Origin of the sequence: Planococcus sp. MSAK28401, assembly GCF_018283455.1 — a bacterium.
In the GTDB taxonomy this organism is placed as follows: Bacteria; Bacillota; Bacilli; order Bacillales_A; family Planococcaceae; genus Planococcus; species Planococcus alpniumensis.
Genome location: NZ_JAAMTH010000001.1, coordinates 440,260 through 456,861, shown reverse-complemented (window position 1 = coordinate 456,861; position 16,602 = coordinate 440,260). Strand labels below are relative to the sequence as shown.

Genomic DNA, 16,602 nt, shown 5'->3' with positions numbered 1-16,602 from the left:
ATGCCTTAGAAGCTCTGGATCTTGAGCTTTTAAGGCATTTTTTATGAAACAGGCTGCCGTCATCTTTGCTTAACCAAAAGAACTGATTATTGAATCAATATCTCTTTACTTTTTTCGCCGAGGGGCTATAATAAAAGAAAGGGAATACTTGTTCGTATTTTACACAATAACAGAAAGGAGTATTATCCATGTCTGTCAACGTCTACATGATTTTCAACGGAAATTGTGAAGAAGCCGTAGCTTATTACGCAAAAGTATTCGGGACAGAACCGGACGGGCTTTCACGTTTCGGGGACATGGCTTCTGAGCATGGCCAAGACATGCCCGAAGAGATGAAATCCCGGATTATGCATGCAAATTTGGACATCCACGGAAGTGCTGTCATGTTTTCAGATGCCATGTCAGATGCCCCAATTACAATTGGCCAGAACATCAACGTAACGGTAATATCGAATGACTTAAATAAAATAACGGAGGAATTCAAGCTATTGGCGCAGGACGGAAAAGTGCAAATGGAACTGCAGGAAACATTCTGGAGCCTTGGATACGGCATAGTAGAAGATAAATACGGCGTTGTCTGGATGTTCAACCATGACGACGGCCGTCAATGAACAGGCAAACCTGTTTTTTGCAGCTAGGCATAAGGAAATAAAAATAGGCTATCCTCTCAATGAGAGGATAGCCTATTGTCATGAATTATTTTTTGTCTTCTTGGATCAAACGTTCCGTTTCATCGAATTCTGCTTCGATTTCAGCGTTCGGTTTGTACGTCATCAAGCTGACACCCCAAGTAGTTAACCAGCTAAGGAAAAAGCCAGGAATGATTTCGTAGACGCTGCCCATGAACATTGTTAGATCATTAGCAGATGCGCCGTCCAGATTACCTACAAGATCCCAGATGATGACAGTGACAGCACCGACGATCATGCCGGCGAGCGCACCTTTAGCAGTAAGCTTGCGCCAGAATAGCGAAAGCAAAATGATCGGGCCGAAAGCGGCGCCGAACCCTGCCCATGCGTAAGCGACCAATCCCAGGATGGTATTGTTCTGCTCCCATGCCAGTGCTGCTGCGATAACGGCGATAGCTGCTACGGCGATACGGCCGAGCGTAACATAGCCTTTAGCACTTGATTCTTTTTTGAAGGCAATTTTATACAAGTCTTCGATCAAAGCTGACGAACTGACGAGCAATTGAGACGAAATCGTACTCATGATTGCTGCTAGAACCGCTGCCAGGACAAAACCTGCAACTAGCGGATGGAACAGTACTTGACTCATGTCCAAGAACACCGCTTCCGGGTCCACGAGCGTGGATTCAGGGTTTTGCTGGAAATACGCAATCCCGACCAAAGCCGTACCCGTAGCACCGATCAGGCTCAAGATCATCCAGCCCATGCCGATGCGGCGGGCAGTACGCACTTCCTTCAACGTTTTAATAGCCATAAAACGGACGATGATATGCGGCTGGCCGAAGTACCCAAGGCCCCACGCTGCGGCAGAAATGACACCGATTGTGGAAGCTCCTGAAACCAGGCTTAACATGTTCGGGTCGACTTCCCGGATGCTTGCTGCCGTTTCACCGAATCCGCCGGTAACGAAAATCCCAACGACCGGCACTGCAATAAGCGACAGGAACATCATGATGCCCTGTACAAAGTCCGTATAGCTGACGGCGAGAAATCCGCCGAATAAAGTATATGCGACAACTACCACCGAACCGATTACAAGGCCCAGATGGTAATCCATTCCGAATGAGCTCTGGAAGAATAATCCAGATGCTACCATTCCGGATGAAACGTAGAATGTGAAGAAAATCAAAATGATAATACCAGCGACAATCCGCAAGAGGCGCGAGCTGTCTTTTAAACGATTTTCTAAGAAGCTAGGAATGGTGATGGAATCACTGGTGACAAATGAGTAGATCCGCAGACGAGGCGCAACAAAGAACCAGTTCAGGAATGCACCGATTGTTAATCCGATGGCGATCCATACTTCCACTAGACCTCCAACGTAAATTGCTCCAGGCAGTCCGAGCAATAGCCATCCGGACATGTCGGATGCGCCGGCGCTGAGAGCCGCAACGGATGGGCCGAGTCCCCTTCCCCCGAGCATGTAATCGGATAAGTCGGCTGTCTTCTTATACGCATACCAGCCAATGAATAGCATAGCCGCGAGGTACACGAGTAAGGCTATGATTTGATAAGTTGTATCTGTCATGACATCTCCTCCTTTATTAAACACTTTAACATAATGAGCTTATATGAAAAGGGGGCTTTGCGTTTTATTTCCTATTTAAATGGGCATAGAGAGGCAAGGAGGCGATAAATATGCCGTGGAATAAGAATGATTACCCGGATTCTTTCAAAAATTTGGATGATGATGTTCGCAACAAAGCGATTGAGATTGCCAATGCACTGTTGCGCGATGGCTACGAAGAAGGACGCGCAATTCCGATTGCTTTGGACCAGGCGCGTGACACCGTTCAAGGGGACAGTGACGCGCCGGTGTACGAAATCCGCAAGCATTCTGAAGGCTGGCAGCTGAAGAAGAAAGACAGCAAAAAAGCGATTCTTATCGAAGAAACCAAGGATGATTTAATGGGTGAGGCGAAGCGTTACGTCAACCGCAATAACGGGGAGCTTCATGTTTACGGAGAAGATGACTCGCTCCAGGAAAAATTATACGATTAAAAACAAAAACAGCAGGACTGGAAAAGCTGCCGCTTTTTCGGTCCTGCTGTTTTGCCGTTCAGCTTTTTTCACGGTAGCGGGCAATGGCTTCGATCCTATTGCTCGCTTCGAGTTTATCGAGAATCGTAGAAATGTAATTGCGCACCGTACCTGTCGTGATAAACAGTTCTTTGGCGATTTCTTTCGTGCTGCGCCCTTCTGTGATCAACTCCATCACTTGCCGCTCCCGTTCAGTCAACGGATTGCTGCCTGCATAGGCGAGATCGACCAGTTCCGGCGCATAGATCCGGCGGCCATCCATGATGGTGCGAATCGATGTCCCCAGTTCTTCGCTTGGGCTGTCTTTTAAAAGATAGCCGCTGACCCCTGCTTTTCGTGCCCGCTCGAAATAACCTGACCGTGCGAAAGTTGTCAGGATAATGGTTTTGCACGGATGGTCTTTCAAGGCTTCTGCTGCGTCCAAGCCACTCTTGACCGGCATTTCAATGTCCATGATGCAGACGTCGGGATTCAGCTCCTCCACCAAGCGGATCGCTTCCTCCCCATTCGGCGCCATGCCGACCACTTCCATATCATCTTCCAGATCCAATAACGACCCGAGCGCACCAAGCATCATGCGCTGGTCTTCCGCCAGTACAATTCGAATCATGAATTTCTCCCCTCCACATCTTGATAAAGAATGACATTCGGCACCCGGATGTTCAAGGTCGTGCCGTCCATTACTTCGACATCCACTTGCCCATTGACGAAGTCCAGTCGTTCCCGCATGCCCGTGAGTCCGTTGCCCTGGACTAGCGGATTGCCTTCAGGAAATCCGACGCCGTCGTCTTGCACTTGCACGAGGATTTCGTTCGGCGTCTGCTTGATCAACACCGTGCAACGGGAAGCTGCACTATGTTTCACCACGTTGGTGACCGCTTCTTTCAAGCACATGCTCAGCACATGCTCCATTAACAGCGGCGTATTGTTGAGTTTGGCGTTGCCATAGAAAACGAAATCCATGTCCGCAGCCCGCAGAATTTGTTGGATGCGCAATAATTCGTCTTCAAGTTTTGTGCCGCGCATATCTGTCACCAGTTCACGCACTTCCTTCAAGGCGGTGCGCGCAGTTTGGCGGACATCTTGAATTTCAGCGGCAGCGCGTTCCGGGTCTTTATTGAGTAGCTTCCCCGCCAAGTCACTTTTCAAGCCGATCAACGACAATTTCTGGCCGAGTGTATCGTGGAGATCGCGTGCTATCCGTTCGCGTTCCTCGATCAGCACGAGCTGTGAAATCCGCTTATTGGCATCTTCCAGCGCCCCTTCAAGCTTTTCGCGTTTATGCCGGTTATACGTATTGAACGGCAACAGGATGACGCCGAGAACGCTCAAAATGATGAACGGCAATTGTGTCATATACAAATTGAAATCCATAATCATTCCGAAAATGATCGCGGCGATTGTCGTCCCGATATGCAATCCGTAAATGATGAAAAACCCGACCTTGCTGCGGATATTGCCAATGAAGAACGCCAGAAAAATCGCCAGATAGACGTATCCGAATAATAAGATCATCGCGACATTGATGATCATCTCGACGCTTACCCATAAGTACACGAGAAACGAATGTGAACTGAACGACAAGCGATAAGCGATGAAAAACGCCACCAACAGGATGATGCCTGCTGCGATTTCAGTTGGAGAAGATGACCGGAAAATGAAAAAGAACGGCAAAATGCAAAAAATTGTCCATGCATAGATGCTTAACCACGTATTGCGGGGGAAAATTTGATACCAGTTCTGCATATGCATAACTGCCTCCTAAAGTTTCTTTGCTCTCATCATACCAAAGCTCACAGATAAAGAGAAAACCTGCGCAGTTTACCAGTTACAAACAAGCTTTTCCGCAAAGAAAAAACTGCCCTTGCCTCTAGGTTAAGGCAAGGGCAGTTCCGGTTTATTGCTGTGCTGTCCGGGAGTCGCCAAGCAAATGCTTGATGGCGCCGAATGTCACAAATCTCTTGTTCTCTTCGTCATACACTTTATACTTCAAGGATTGGAAACTTGTCTTCAAATTGACTGTCGTCGCTTTTTGAAGCGGCGGCGTGGAGACATGCGCTTTTTCCAAGTTATAGTTCGGAACGCGCGGGCTCAAGTGATGGACATGGTGGAAACCGATGTTGCCAGTCACCCATTGCAGTACTTTCGGCAATTCGTAATACGAGCTGCCTTCAATTGCTGCTTTCACGTAATCCCATTCGCTTTCGTCCTCGAAATAAGAATCTTCAAATGTATGCTGGATGTAGAACAACCAAATGCCCAGTGCACCAGCAGTAAACATGATCGTACCTTGAATCAACACAAACGCCTGCCAGCCGATCGCCAAAATCATGACGGTATAAAGAACGACCAATGCTACATTGATGAAGTACGTATTGTTACGCTCTTTCTTGCGTGCATCTTTACGGTTGAAACGGCTGGAAATCAAGACTAGGAATAACGGCCCTAACCCGAACATTACGAGAGGGTTGCGGTACATACGGTACTTGAAGCGTTCCCATTTGGAAGCTTCTACATATTCGTCAATCGTCATGACCCAGATATCGCCGACTCCGCGCTTGTCGAGGTTACCGCTCGATGCGTGGTGGATGGCGTGCTCGCGTTTCCATTTTTCATAAGCGAAAAGTGTCAATATGCCGGTAGTCGTTCCGACAATCGCGTTCGCTTTTTTGTTTTTGAAGAACGATCCGTGCGTGCAGTCATGGAAAATGATGAACATGCGGACGACAAATCCAGCTGCGATAACGGAAATACCTACTGTCAGCCAAATGGAGACATCCAGTGCGAGATAAGCCAAAAACCAAAGAATGAAAAATGGGGGTATAGTGTTAATCATTTGTTGAACGCTTGCTTTAACATCTGCTTTTTCGAAAGGGGCGACAAACTTACGTAATTGCGCTGTCTTTTCTTTGCTCATATCTTGTCTTCCTCCTAGAATGGGCGTGCCCATCGATGTACTTGTTAACTATCATATTACGCCCCTGCCACCTTGTTCATAAGACATAAACGTCTGTTTCTGGGTATGACACCTGTCATGGTTTTTGCCTTTTCCATAACTTTCTAAAATCAAGAAAAACGTGTATACTGAATTATATGCAGAATAATCTGAATAGAGGTGAACACTATGACAGGACTGGTAGCCGTCATCATGGTCTTTTCCATTCCCCTCGTCGCTATCTGGACGGACTATTTGACCAAAAAGAAGAAAATGCATCAACGTGCGTTGGAGACGGAAGTGGAACTCGAAAAGCTCAAGCATGATAATTACGTCATCGAAACACAGAAGCTGCGCCTGGAACTCGAGCAGATGAAACTCGACGATGCCCTGAAGCACCAACCGCTCATAGCCGAACGGCAAAAAGACGCGTCTGCATAGACGCGTCTTTTTCAGGCCGTCCAGAAAGGTAAGAAATCGTATTTTCCGAAGCTTATCGCTCGCTTTCCGTGGGGCGGGAATCGAGCCTCCTCGTCACTCCGTTCCTGCGGGGTCTCTCAAACCCGCTAGTCCCACAGGAGTCGAACGAACGCTTCTGCAAATACTCAGATAGCACATTGATTTTTGAATGTAGAAATGGTGATTTCCTTTTTCGCTTATAGCGGATTATATACTTCTTCAACACTCTGAAAAAGACGCGTCTGCATAGACGCGTCTTTTTGTTTGCTCTGTTTCCGGCCAACCTAGATAGCTTAGACGAAAACTTGCTCTTCTATTTTCTTTAAACCATAGAAATAGCCGCGGCGGTCCATCAATTCCTGGTAATTGCCTTGTTCGATCAAACGGCCATTTTCTAAAACCAGGATGCGGTCCATACTTTCAAGCCCTGCTAAATCGTGACTGATGACGACAAAGGTGTCCTGTGGGTGACGGGTGAACAGTTCACTGTAAATGGATTGGGCGGTTACGCCATCGACCGATGAAAACGGTTCGTCCAGCAGCCATAGCCGTTCGCCTTTCAAGAACGCACGGGCCATCGCGAGCCGCTGCTTTTCACCACCTGATAAATTGCGGCCCTTTTCGTAAACCGGCGCCGACAGCTCCAGATGCCCCAAGTGTACGAGTTCGAGTGCTTCGCGCAATTGTTCTGCGCCTGCCTGCTCATTCGCAATGCGCAAATTGCTTTCGATCGTCCCTGAAAAGTAATGGTTCTCCTGAAGCACAATGTTCATGCGTTCCCATACATTTTCGGGGCGCATGCCGCTAAGCGCTTCATTTCCGAAACGGATTTCTCCATCCACGGGTATCGCTACTTTCAGCAATAGCTGCAATAAAGTTGACTTGCCCGAACCGCTCGGGCCGACAATCGCTGTTTTAGACCCTTGCGGCAACCGGAAACTGACTTCATCGAGCGACAAACGGCTGTCATTCGGATAGCGGTAGCTTAGCTGATCTACCCGGATATCCACTGGCCCTTCCGGCATCGCCCCTATACTATTGTCCGGTTCTTCGTCCACTACTTCTTCAAGCCTGCGCGCAGCGATTCGGCTTTCTTCATAATACGCCGGAAGCGCTGCAAGCGGGCCGACATTCTCAAATGCGCCGAGCGACACCATAACAAGCATCGCCAAATACAAACCGGACAATTCCCCTGTGGACACGAAATACGCGCCGGTCGCCAAAACGAAAAACGAAGCCAGGAAAGCCACGAGCGCATTCACGGACTGAACCCGGTTTTCCTCAAGCCCCTCGTTTTGCTGGGCCTGTTCATAACGGTTTGCTGCATCCTGCAATTCCGCGCTTTTTTGATCGAGCGCCAAATGGATTTTCAAATCCTTGAACCCGTAAAGAAATTCCGCCGACGCTGCCGCGAACTCTCCGCGGGTTTCTCCTGTCGCATGCGTTTTCTTCCGTCTCCGTAGAGCGAAGAACGCCGGCAGGATGACGACCACAAAAATTGCACCCGCCAAAACCACTAAGGCCATAGGCAGCGAATAAAACGACGTGAAGAACACCGTGGCCACCAAAACCATACCGACGACAATCGGCGGATACAATACTCGCAGCAGGAAATTCTGCAAACTTTCCACGTCGCCGACGATACGCGACAGCAGATCGCCACTCTGATGGCGCTGGAAAATGCCCGGTGCGAGCGGTGCCAGCCGCTCAAAAAAACTACCGCGCAAATGGCCGAGCATCGTAAACGTCGCGCGGTGTGAAAACAGCCGTTCCGCATAGCGGGTAATGGCGGCTGCAAAGCCGAATAACTTGAGCGACGCTGCCATGACGACCAAAGTTGTCATTTGGGCAGTCAAAGCCGCCTTGGAAATCAAATAGCCGCTTGCTCCAAGAAGCGCAACACCGGCAAGCCCTGCCAGAAAGCCGAACACTACGGCAAGGGCAACGTCGCGTTTTTCTTTCAGCGTCAGCCAAAAAACCGTTTTTAATTCACCCATGCCTGTTTGCCTCCTTGCTGCGCCTCAATCATGGAGCGGTACGCACTGAAATTGTCCATCAGCTCTTCGTGCGTGCCGATGGCTTCCACCCTTCCTGTGTCCAAGACGATAATGCGCGATGCGTTGCGGATCGTGTGCAGACGGTGTGCAATCGTGATGACGGTAGCTTCTTTTGACAACTCTTCGATGGCTTTTTGCAGCACTTGCTCTGTATGAAGGTCGAGCCCTGCAGTCGGTTCATCAAAAAACAATAACGACGGCTTCTTGAGAAATGCACGCGCTAATACGAGCCGCTGCTTTTCACCGCCGGACAATCCGCGCCCCGCTTCACCGATCACCGTTTCGAATCCTTGTGGAAACGATTCAACCAATTCCAAAATGCCCGCTTTTTGTGCCGCCGCAGTCAGTTCTTGCTGCGCCACAGCCCGGTTCGCACCGAGTTCGATATTTTCTTTAATGGTCCCAGCAAATAAATAGGGATCTTGCGTAATATAGCTCAATTGCCCGAACCATTCATCTTCGCTCACTTGTTCTTGCGGGAGTCCATTAATCAGCAATCTCCCGCTTGTGGCCGGCAATAATCCAGCCATGACATTCATCAAGGTGCTTTTTCCGGAGCCGCTTGCCCCGACCAGCGCGGTAGACGTCCCCGGTTCCAGCTTGAAACTTGCCGGTTCGAGTTGAAATCCTTCTCCGTACTGGAAGCTCAGTTGCTCCAGAGCCAAATCAATCGGTGCATCGACTGGGGATTCACCCCACACGACCGGCTGATGGCTTTTTGCCAATTCTTCTGTCAGCAACTCAGCAGATGCCGCACTGCCTCTCGCCGTATGAAAAGCGCTGCCAAACTCCTTCAGTAAATTAAAGAAATCCGGCACGAGCAGCATCACGAGGAAAGCCGGGAAAAAGGTGATGCTGTCAAAGACCACAAGGCGCAAACCAATTTCGAGCGCCACAATCCCGATACTTAGCATGGAAATGTATTCGAGCGTCAAAGAAGACAAGAAAGCTGATTTCAAGACGTCCATCGTCGAATCGCGGAACTTCAAGCTATTCTCGCGAATCGTATCGCTCTGCCGCTTCGCCTGCCCGAATAAACGCAATGTCGTCAACCCTTGCAGCACATCGAGAAATGCGCCTGAAAATCCCGCCAATTGCTCGACTTTTTCATCCGCTTTCTGCTTCGTTCTCTTGCCGACAATCGCCATAAACAAAGGGATGAATGGCGCTGTGATTAAGATGATCAGCCCAGTCGTCCAGTTCAGGTAAAAAATCACCCCGAGCAGCATCAGCGGGATTGTATAACTTTGGGTCATCTGCGGAATATATTTACTGAAATAACCGTCGGTGTCATCGACTGCTTCGAGCAACAAGCCGACTTTACGGCCCGACTGCCCAGCAATCGATCCCTGCAACGGATTTTCTTTATACGAAGCGATCAATTCCTGCCGCAAACGGCGTCTCGCTTCCACAGACAGCGTGATACCGAGCCGGCCAATCGCATAACTTGCGCCAGCCCGCAGCAAAATGACCGCCAGCAACGCAGCCAATAAAGGCAGCACTTCTTCAAAAGAAGCGGATTTCAGAAATACTGAATCTGCTACCCATACAAAGAACAAAGCCTGCCCGATCATCGCGAGCCCCTTTGCCAATGAGGCTAGAAACAACAACCGTATATGATTGTTCTGGCTGTAGGCCATTTGTTTCAAACTTCCCATTCCCATCGTCCTTTCTTTCACTTATCTCTATTATAAAGGAGCATTAGAAAGATTCCTTTGGGGACGCACGCATAGAAAGCCATTTCCCGGGAAATTGTTACAAAACGGTTCACATTTCACGAAGAAAAGCCACGTAGCAAGGCTGCGTGGCTGAGATATCAAGTATTCGCTCATTTTACGGCTTGCTTCCGGAGCCTGGGAAAATGACAGTCTGTAACCACAGGGCATCATCTTCAATCTTCCTCTTCAACGAGGTATCCATGCATTCCTGGCACTCTGCCGTCAGTTTCTGAAGTTCGTATTCAAAGACTGCTTCTTCCTCTTTCGTGATCATGGCATAAACATCACCTTTCGACACTAACGCGAGGATTGCGCACGTGATTCATTACCTAATACTTTACCCGATAACTAAGACATTATTCTTCTTTTTTATAAATAGAATCATTATTTTATTTAAACGAACAATAATAACATCGAGTAAATGGACAGGCCTATTACAAAAGCCCCTAAACTGCTTTCCCGCTCCTCCGGCAGCTCTTCTTTCAGCACGTTTAAAATAACGCCGCCCGCAATCAAGGCCATGAGAAACGCAATAATCAATTCATGCACTTCCGTCAGCCAGCCGATAACCCATCCGGCCGCAATAGCTGCAGCGAGAAGCCATCTGCCATATCGGTCATATTCGCCTTGATGCGCTTCCCGAAGGCCCTTGTCATTGGTGATGAAATGGACGCCAAGCGCAATGAAGAATAGGGTCATCCCTACTACACCTTCGTACTCTTCACGCAACATCAAATAACCGATGACCCCATTGTACATGGCGAAGGAACCGATATGGATCCAGAATACGCCTGATGAAGACTTGCCTTCCGCTGTCCGGCGCTTCGAAGTTTTCACCATTTGCTCCAAGCCGTAAAAAAGGACCAGCCCGGCCATCGCAGCTAAGTAAATATGATTGCTCAGGAAACCTTCACCTGGAGCGCCAAACTCCTCATGGACCTCTTCCTGGAATTCGCCCAATTCAGGCAATAAGTGCAGAAATACATAGGCAACGGAAACGCCGCCTGCAATTGATAAGAACCGGCTGCGCGGCACGGCTTTTAGGAAATTCATGTTTTTTGAAAATAGGTGGATAACGACAAATCCCATTACAAACAGCAAGCTAAGCCATTCCAAACTACCCCTCCTCGATTAAAAAAGCAGACGGGCGCATTCGCCCATCTGCCAGCATTCGCCTTTTAGGCATGTAGTTTTCAATTACCCGTTCAAGCCATTTTTAACCCATCCGGCAACTTGTACAGTACGTTTTGCTTGGTGCGCTACAGCACCTTGCACGTCTTCAAGCATATTGCCATCCTGGTCGACCGTGACGCTTGTTCCGTAAGGGTTGCCGCCAGCCTTGAACAATACTTCATCTGTGTAGCCAGGCGCTGCAATAATCGCACCCCAATGATGCATCGTCGTATAGACCGCCAGTACAGTCGATTCTTGTCCACCGTGAGGATTTTGCGCAGAAGACATGGCGCTCACCACTTTGTTCACCAATTTGCCTTGCGCCCATAAGCCGCCGGTTGTATCAAGGTATTGCTGTACTTGTGAAGATACGTGGCCAAAGCGCGTTGGCACGCTGAAAATAATAGCGTCTGCCCACTCGAGTAAATCGTTGTCAGCTTCCGGCACGTCTTGCGTCGCCTCGTAATGCTCTTTCCAAGCCGGATTCGATTCAATTGCCCCCATCGGCGCATTTTCTTTCACTTTTGCGATTTTCACTTGTGCTCCTGATTCTTTTGCTGCCGCTTCTGCCCATTGCGCCATCTGATAATTGGTTCCTGTCGAGCTGTAATAAATGATTGCTAAGTTTACATTACTCATGTCATAACCTCTCCTTTATCGTTTTGCTCCGTGGCTTGCACTAATTATCCTATATTCAAGATAACTTCTTTTACTTGTGTGCCCTAAATGGACCGATACTAAACTTTCTTTTCTGAATATCCGTGATTATTTGTAAAACAACAGCTGAGGGTTCCAATCAATAAAAAGCCAGATGAAGGAGGTCCTTCATCTGGCGGTGGTTCGATTAATTAACGTTCTCAGCGATTTCTTCCGACATTTCACGCAGCTTGAATTTTTGGATTTTCCCGGAAGCGGTCATCGGGTATTCTTCAATGAATTCAATATAGCGCGGAATTTTATGATGGGCGATTTTGCCCGTGCAATAAGTGCGCAGTTCATCTGCACTGAGCATCTCGTCCCCTTTCAAGATAACCCAGGCCATCAATTCCTCTCCGTATTTCGGGTCCGGCACCCCGACAACCTGGACGTCTTGGACCGACGGATGCTGATACAGGAACTCCTCGATTTCACGCGGGTAAATATTCTCCCCGCCGCGGATGACCATATCCTTGATGCGCCCGGTGATGGAAATATAACCATCTTCATCTTCCACCGCGATATCGCCGGTGTGCAGCCAGCCTTCTGTATCGATTGCTTCTTTTGTCGCGTCTTCGTTTTTGTAATAGCCTTTCATGATCAAATAGCCTCTCGTGCACAATTCGCCCGGCATGCCTTTCACGACTTGTTCGCCGGTCGCCGGGTCGATGATTTTCACTTCGACGTCTTCATGCGGCTTGCCTACAGTCGCGACCCGCTTTTCGATGGCATCGTCTTTACCTGTTTGGGTGATGACCGGCGATGATTCCGTCTGGCCGTAAGCGATAGTGATCTCGCTTGCTCCCATATCGCTGATGACTTTCTTCATTACTTCGATCGGGCACGTCGAGCCGGCCATGATGCCCGTGCGTAATGTCGAAGTATCGAACGAGTCGAAGTCCGGATGGTTGAGTTCAGCGATGAACATCGTCGGCACGCCGTGAAGCGCGGTGCATTTCTCGTCCTGCACCATCTGCAGCACGCGCTTTGGCTCGAACTGCTCCGCGATGACCATCGTCGTCGCGTGCGTCACTGCAGCCAAAGTTCCGAGCACACAGCCGAAGCAATGGAAAAAAGGCACCGGGATGCACAGGCGGTCGGTTTCATCCAAGTTCATCATATCGCCGACGAGGCACCCGTTATTGACGACGTTGCGATGCGTCAGCATGACGCCTTTCGGGAATCCGGTCGTCCCGGACGTGTATTGAATGTTGATGACTTCGTCCGGAGCCATCGAACGAAAGCGCTGTTCGAGCTGCTCATCCGCCACTCTTTCGGCGAATGCTTCAAATTCACTCCATGTGTAGATGCCTGGGTAGCTATTTTCGCTCATAACGATAACGCGCTTCAGATGCGGCAGTTTAGGCGAATCGAGCTGCCCTTTTTCTGCATGCTCCAGCTCCGGGCATACTTGATTCAACACTTCGATATAATCCGTCCCCTTGAATTCTTCCCCCAGAATCAAGGTCGTGGAATCCGATTGCTTCAACAGGTACTCCAGCTCATTCGCCTGGTAGCTCGTGTTGACGGTGACCAGGACGCCGCCCATCTTGCCTGTGGCATATTGGCTAAGCAGCCATTCGCGCTTGTTGTCGGACCAAATGGCGATATGTTCGCCTTTTTCGATGCCGAGCCCCATGAACGCTTTCGCCAGTGCATCGGTCTCCTGGTCAAATTCGGCATAGGTTTTGCGGATGCCGCGTTCTGGATACACGTACGCTTCCGTCTGTGGAAACTTTTTCGCCTGCTCCCGTACGATTTCCCCTACTGTTTGATCGAGAATTGCCATTTCTTTATCCCCCTTGTTGAAAACGGTTTCATCTATTTTATTATCGCAAAATTCCAAATAAAAGGAAAGCACCTTTTCCAGCTTGCGAAGTCGCCCCAGGCTGCCAGCCGTGCTAAAATGAGGCTATCATAAAGACGGAAGGAATTTTCCATGGAACTCCAAACTATGCACGCCCAACTTGCAGAAAAACTGCAAAGCCAAGCACTCGTCACGGCCACCATCAGCCAGCCGCGCCAAAAATCGAACGACTTGAAACGCATCAAATTAAAACCGGTCGAACTGAAAGAAGGCTACCGCATCCAGTTCGAATACCAATATGAACAGATCTTGAAACACCAAAACCTGACAGTCGAACAGGCAGCTGCAGAGCTCGAACAATTATTCGCCGACTTCCGCCAAGGCTTGTTTCAGTTCACCGACGAAAAAGTCCAGATCCAATTAACCAAGAAATTCAAAGTCAGCTATAAATCAGAAGCGGACCTACGTGCTGCTGCCGATTTGTCCCACAACCGTAAGAAAGACTACCTGCTAGAGGACGGCAAACCCTATCCGTTTCTTGTACGCCTCGGCGTCCAGTCACCGGACGGCAAAGTCAAGAAACAGAAATACGATAAATTCCGCCAGATCAACCGCTTCATCGAATTCATCGATGATGCACTCGAGCATTTGCCAAAAGACCGCCCGATCCGCATACTCGATTTCGGCTCCGGCAAATCTTACCTGACTTTTGCGCTGTATCATTATTTGCGCATCGAAAAAGGCCTCGATTTGCGTGTGACCGGACTGGACCTAAAAAAAAGCGTCATCGAGGAATGCCAGAACATCGCCCATGACCTCGACTATCAGCAGCTGGAATTCCTCGTTGGCGATATCAACGACTACGACCAAGACACCGCAGTCGATATGGTCGTTACGCTTCACGCCTGCGATGTGGCAACGGATATGGCGCTTGCCCGCGCCGTCAAATGGAACGCCGGCGTCATCTTGAGCGTGCCGTGCTGCCAACACGAGCTCAATAGCCAAATCCAATCGTCGCCGCTTGATGTCATGCTGCAGCACGGTTTGATCAAAGAACGCTTCAGTGCGCTCGCGACCGATTCGATCCGTGCGGAACTGCTTTCTTTGGTCGGCTATGAAACCCAATTGATGGAGTTCATCGATATGGAGCACACGCCGAAAAATATTTTGATCCGCGCTTATCGCACGAATAAAAAACCGGCAGCGGGACAATTGGAACGCTACCGGGAATTTACCAAATTGTTGAACGCCAAGCCGTTTCTTGAAAACGAATTGAAGGAGCTCCTATGAAGCGAAAAAATTTATTCAACGGCATGATCCTTGCTTTCTCGGTCATCTTTATCCGCTTTATCGATGTGCGCGTCTACGATATGCCGCTCATATTGACTTTAGTCCTTTTGATGGTGCTGATTTACGGGGGCATCCGCCTGGTCGAGCGCTTTCCGGCACTCGATGAACCCGTCAGCAAACGAACATCGCTGATCACCAACACTTTGGTCATTGTCACCATCTTCCTGGCATTCTTCGTGCTTGGGCTTTAACTTCAGATATATGTGGAAGGAATCAATGCTCAGCATTGGTTTCTTTTTTCGTTTTGATAGTGAGTGAATTGCTTCCCGGCTCGATTACATGCATGAAGATAGCTAGGGTTTGCGTGTCGAAGTGTTTCTGCATTCGATTCGGGCTTCATCTACTAGTCGCCGCCCTGCTTTGGGTTGGCCTTTGGCAATAAGTCAGGAAGAACACCTGTCTTATTGCGTCGGCTCACCCCTTTACGCTTGGCGGCTGAGAGATTTCTTTGATTCGGGTTTGTTTAATCAGAAATGCTTCTGTACGAGTTGCCGGCTAGCGGGGGAATCGCTTCCTGGTTTGAGCGCATATGAGGATAGCGAGGGGTTGCGTGTCGAAGTGTTTCTGCATTTCGATTCGGGCTTCATCTACTAGTCGCCGCCCTGCTTTGGGTTGGCCTCTTGCAATAAGCCAGGAAAAGCACCTGTCTTATTGCGTCGACTCACCCTTGGCGCTGGGCGGCTGAGAGATTTCATTGGATGATGCTAGTTTACATAGCTTTCTTTTTGCATTAAGTTGCCGGCTAGTGGGGAAATCGCTTCCTGAGATGAGGCATCTGATCATAAAATGCTTGTGCAAAGAATTATTGTTGGTAGATTAGAATTGCAAACTTTATATTCCAAGAGATGTGAGCTATCAAGAGTCAAGCTCTTTCACATTTTATATTGTATAGTCGAAGAAATTCTCTTCCTTCTAAAACTAGAGACGGAGTGGAAGGGGGCTGACGCCTGTGGGACCGCGCGGGCTGGCGAGACAAACGTGCCGCGCTTTTTGGCACGTTGGCTCAACACCCGCCTTAGGGCAGCTGAAAGCGTGACGTCCTGTCGCATCAGCTGCATGACCCGCATCCTGCAGGCCCCAAGCGTGCCCCTGTAACGCAGTCGTAAGCGGAAGCTTTTCTACTCCGCTTCGCCGAATCTTGTTCCATCTTGCAGTTGAATATTTGCCAACTATTTTTCACACAAAAAAGCCGCTTCTTGAAAAAGAAGCGGCTTTCAACTATTCAAGGCGTGTTGTCGTTCGGCTTTTCATCCGCCTGTTCTTTGACGACTGACTCAATATAGGTCTTCACCGGCTCCAGCGTCAGTTCCAGGTGGCTGGTCTCCAGATTCTTCGCCAAATAATCGAGCTGGTGGTCTTCTACCGCATCCGACTGCAGATTGAGCACATCATTGATATAAAGCATGCCTTCATTCGTCGCCATCGGGGAATCGACGCCGTCTTGATTTCTTTCCTCGACCGCTTCTAAGCCATGAACCAGTCCCTGGTCTTTCAATTCGGCCATTGCCGCTTTATACTTTTCTTCCCCGATGCCTTGCGACAAGCTGCGGTCGAGCTCTTGGATTTCCTCCAATGATGCGCCTTTATAATACTGGGCATAGTACGCCATGAGCACTTGTTCTGTTTCCTGCAATTCATTCATAAGGCCAAACCCTCCATATATTCGTTGTTAATGGGT

16 protein-coding genes are annotated in these 16,602 nt (G+C 49.0%); 5 read left to right on the top strand and 11 right to left on the bottom strand.

The window, feature by feature from the left end; translation table 11 throughout:
- Positions 1-188 precede the first annotated feature (188 nt).
- The gene (locus G3255_RS02430) at positions 189-611 is read left to right on the top strand and encodes a VOC family protein (RefSeq protein WP_211653137.1); all 423 of its coding nucleotides are present in this window, start codon (positions 189-191) and stop codon (positions 609-611) included.
- An 85-nt stretch (positions 612-696) separates the two neighbouring features.
- On the opposite strand, the gene putP is transcribed toward G3255_RS02430, so the two are convergent.
- On the bottom strand, positions 697-2,217 hold the full coding sequence (gene putP, locus G3255_RS02425) for a sodium/proline symporter PutP (protein WP_211653136.1): 1,521 nt from the start codon (positions 2,215-2,217) through the stop codon (positions 697-699).
- A gap of 110 nt (positions 2,218-2,327) precedes the next feature.
- Here putP and G3255_RS02420 point away from each other — a divergent pair, with 110 nt between their 5' ends.
- Positions 2,328-2,690 carry a DUF2188 domain-containing protein gene (locus G3255_RS02420; protein ID WP_211653135.1) on the top strand — a complete coding sequence of 121 codons (363 nt, stop codon included), beginning with the start codon at positions 2,328-2,330 and terminating at the stop codon, positions 2,688-2,690.
- Between the two features lie 58 nt (positions 2,691-2,748).
- Here the strand turns inward: G3255_RS02420 and G3255_RS02415 are convergent, their stop codons facing one another.
- The 3 genes from G3255_RS02415 to desA all read right to left on the bottom strand — a co-directional run bounded on the left by G3255_RS02415 (position 2,749) and on the right by desA (position 5,646).
- The gene (locus G3255_RS02415) at positions 2,749-3,339 is read right to left on the bottom strand and encodes a response regulator transcription factor (RefSeq protein ID WP_211653134.1); all 591 of its coding nucleotides are present in this window, start codon (positions 3,337-3,339) and stop codon (positions 2,749-2,751) included.
- On the bottom strand, positions 3,336-4,475 hold the full coding sequence (locus G3255_RS02410) for a sensor histidine kinase (RefSeq protein ID WP_211653133.1): 1,140 nt from the start codon (positions 4,473-4,475) through the stop codon (positions 3,336-3,338). Before G3255_RS02410 ends, G3255_RS02415 begins: the two co-directional genes overlap by 4 nt.
- A gap of 151 nt (positions 4,476-4,626) precedes the next feature.
- Positions 4,627-5,646, bottom strand: coding sequence for a Delta(5) desaturase DesA (gene desA, locus G3255_RS02405; RefSeq protein ID WP_211653132.1), 1,020 nt, complete (start codon positions 5,644-5,646; stop codon positions 4,627-4,629).
- A gap of 207 nt (positions 5,647-5,853) precedes the next feature.
- Between desA and G3255_RS02400 the strand changes: the two genes are divergently transcribed.
- Positions 5,854-6,105 (top strand): hypothetical protein, encoded by a 252-nt coding sequence (locus G3255_RS02400; RefSeq protein WP_211653131.1) that lies wholly within the window; start codon positions 5,854-5,856, stop codon positions 6,103-6,105.
- A 311-nt stretch (positions 6,106-6,416) separates the two neighbouring features.
- Here G3255_RS02400 and cydC read toward each other — a convergent pair whose 3' ends face one another.
- The 6 genes from cydC to G3255_RS02370 form a co-directional block, all read right to left on the bottom strand.
- Positions 6,417-8,120: a thiol reductant ABC exporter subunit CydC gene (cydC, locus tag G3255_RS02395; RefSeq protein WP_211653130.1), complete on the bottom strand. Its 1,704-nt coding sequence runs from the start codon at positions 8,118-8,120 to the stop codon at positions 6,417-6,419.
- Positions 8,108-9,838, bottom strand: coding sequence for a thiol reductant ABC exporter subunit CydD (gene cydD, locus G3255_RS02390; RefSeq protein WP_211653129.1), 1,731 nt, complete (start codon positions 9,836-9,838; stop codon positions 8,108-8,110). The genes cydC and cydD overlap by 13 nt, the downstream gene beginning before the upstream one ends.
- Positions 9,839-10,013: 175 nt before the next feature.
- Entirely contained in the window at positions 10,014-10,172 is a 159-nt protein-coding gene (locus G3255_RS02385; RefSeq protein WP_211653128.1) for a hypothetical protein, read from the bottom strand.
- Between the two features lie 119 nt (positions 10,173-10,291).
- Entirely contained in the window at positions 10,292-11,014 is a 723-nt protein-coding gene (locus G3255_RS02380) for a ZIP family transporter (protein ID WP_211653127.1), read from the bottom strand.
- Between the two features lie 81 nt (positions 11,015-11,095).
- Positions 11,096-11,710: an NAD(P)H:quinone oxidoreductase gene (gene wrbA, locus G3255_RS02375; RefSeq protein ID WP_211653126.1), complete on the bottom strand. Its 615-nt coding sequence runs from the start codon at positions 11,708-11,710 to the stop codon at positions 11,096-11,098.
- A gap of 205 nt (positions 11,711-11,915) precedes the next feature.
- Positions 11,916-13,556: an AMP-binding protein gene (locus tag G3255_RS02370; protein ID WP_211653125.1), complete on the bottom strand. Its 1,641-nt coding sequence runs from the start codon at positions 13,554-13,556 to the stop codon at positions 11,916-11,918.
- Positions 13,557-13,706: 150 nt separating this feature from the next.
- On the opposite strand from G3255_RS02370, the gene G3255_RS02365 reads away from it, so the two are divergent.
- Both G3255_RS02365 and G3255_RS02360 read left to right on the top strand, forming a co-directional pair.
- Entirely contained in the window at positions 13,707-14,864 is a 1,158-nt protein-coding gene (locus tag G3255_RS02365; protein WP_211653124.1) for a class I SAM-dependent methyltransferase, read from the top strand.
- Entirely contained in the window at positions 14,861-15,115 is a 255-nt protein-coding gene (locus G3255_RS02360; protein WP_211653123.1) for a hypothetical protein, read from the top strand. The genes G3255_RS02365 and G3255_RS02360 overlap by 4 nt, the downstream gene beginning before the upstream one ends.
- A gap of 1,031 nt (positions 15,116-16,146) precedes the next feature.
- Here the strand turns inward: G3255_RS02360 and G3255_RS02355 are convergent.
- Positions 16,147-16,566, bottom strand: a complete 420-nt coding sequence (locus tag G3255_RS02355; protein WP_211653122.1) for a hypothetical protein — start codon at positions 16,564-16,566, stop codon at positions 16,147-16,149.
- Positions 16,567-16,602: the final 36 nt, after the last annotated feature.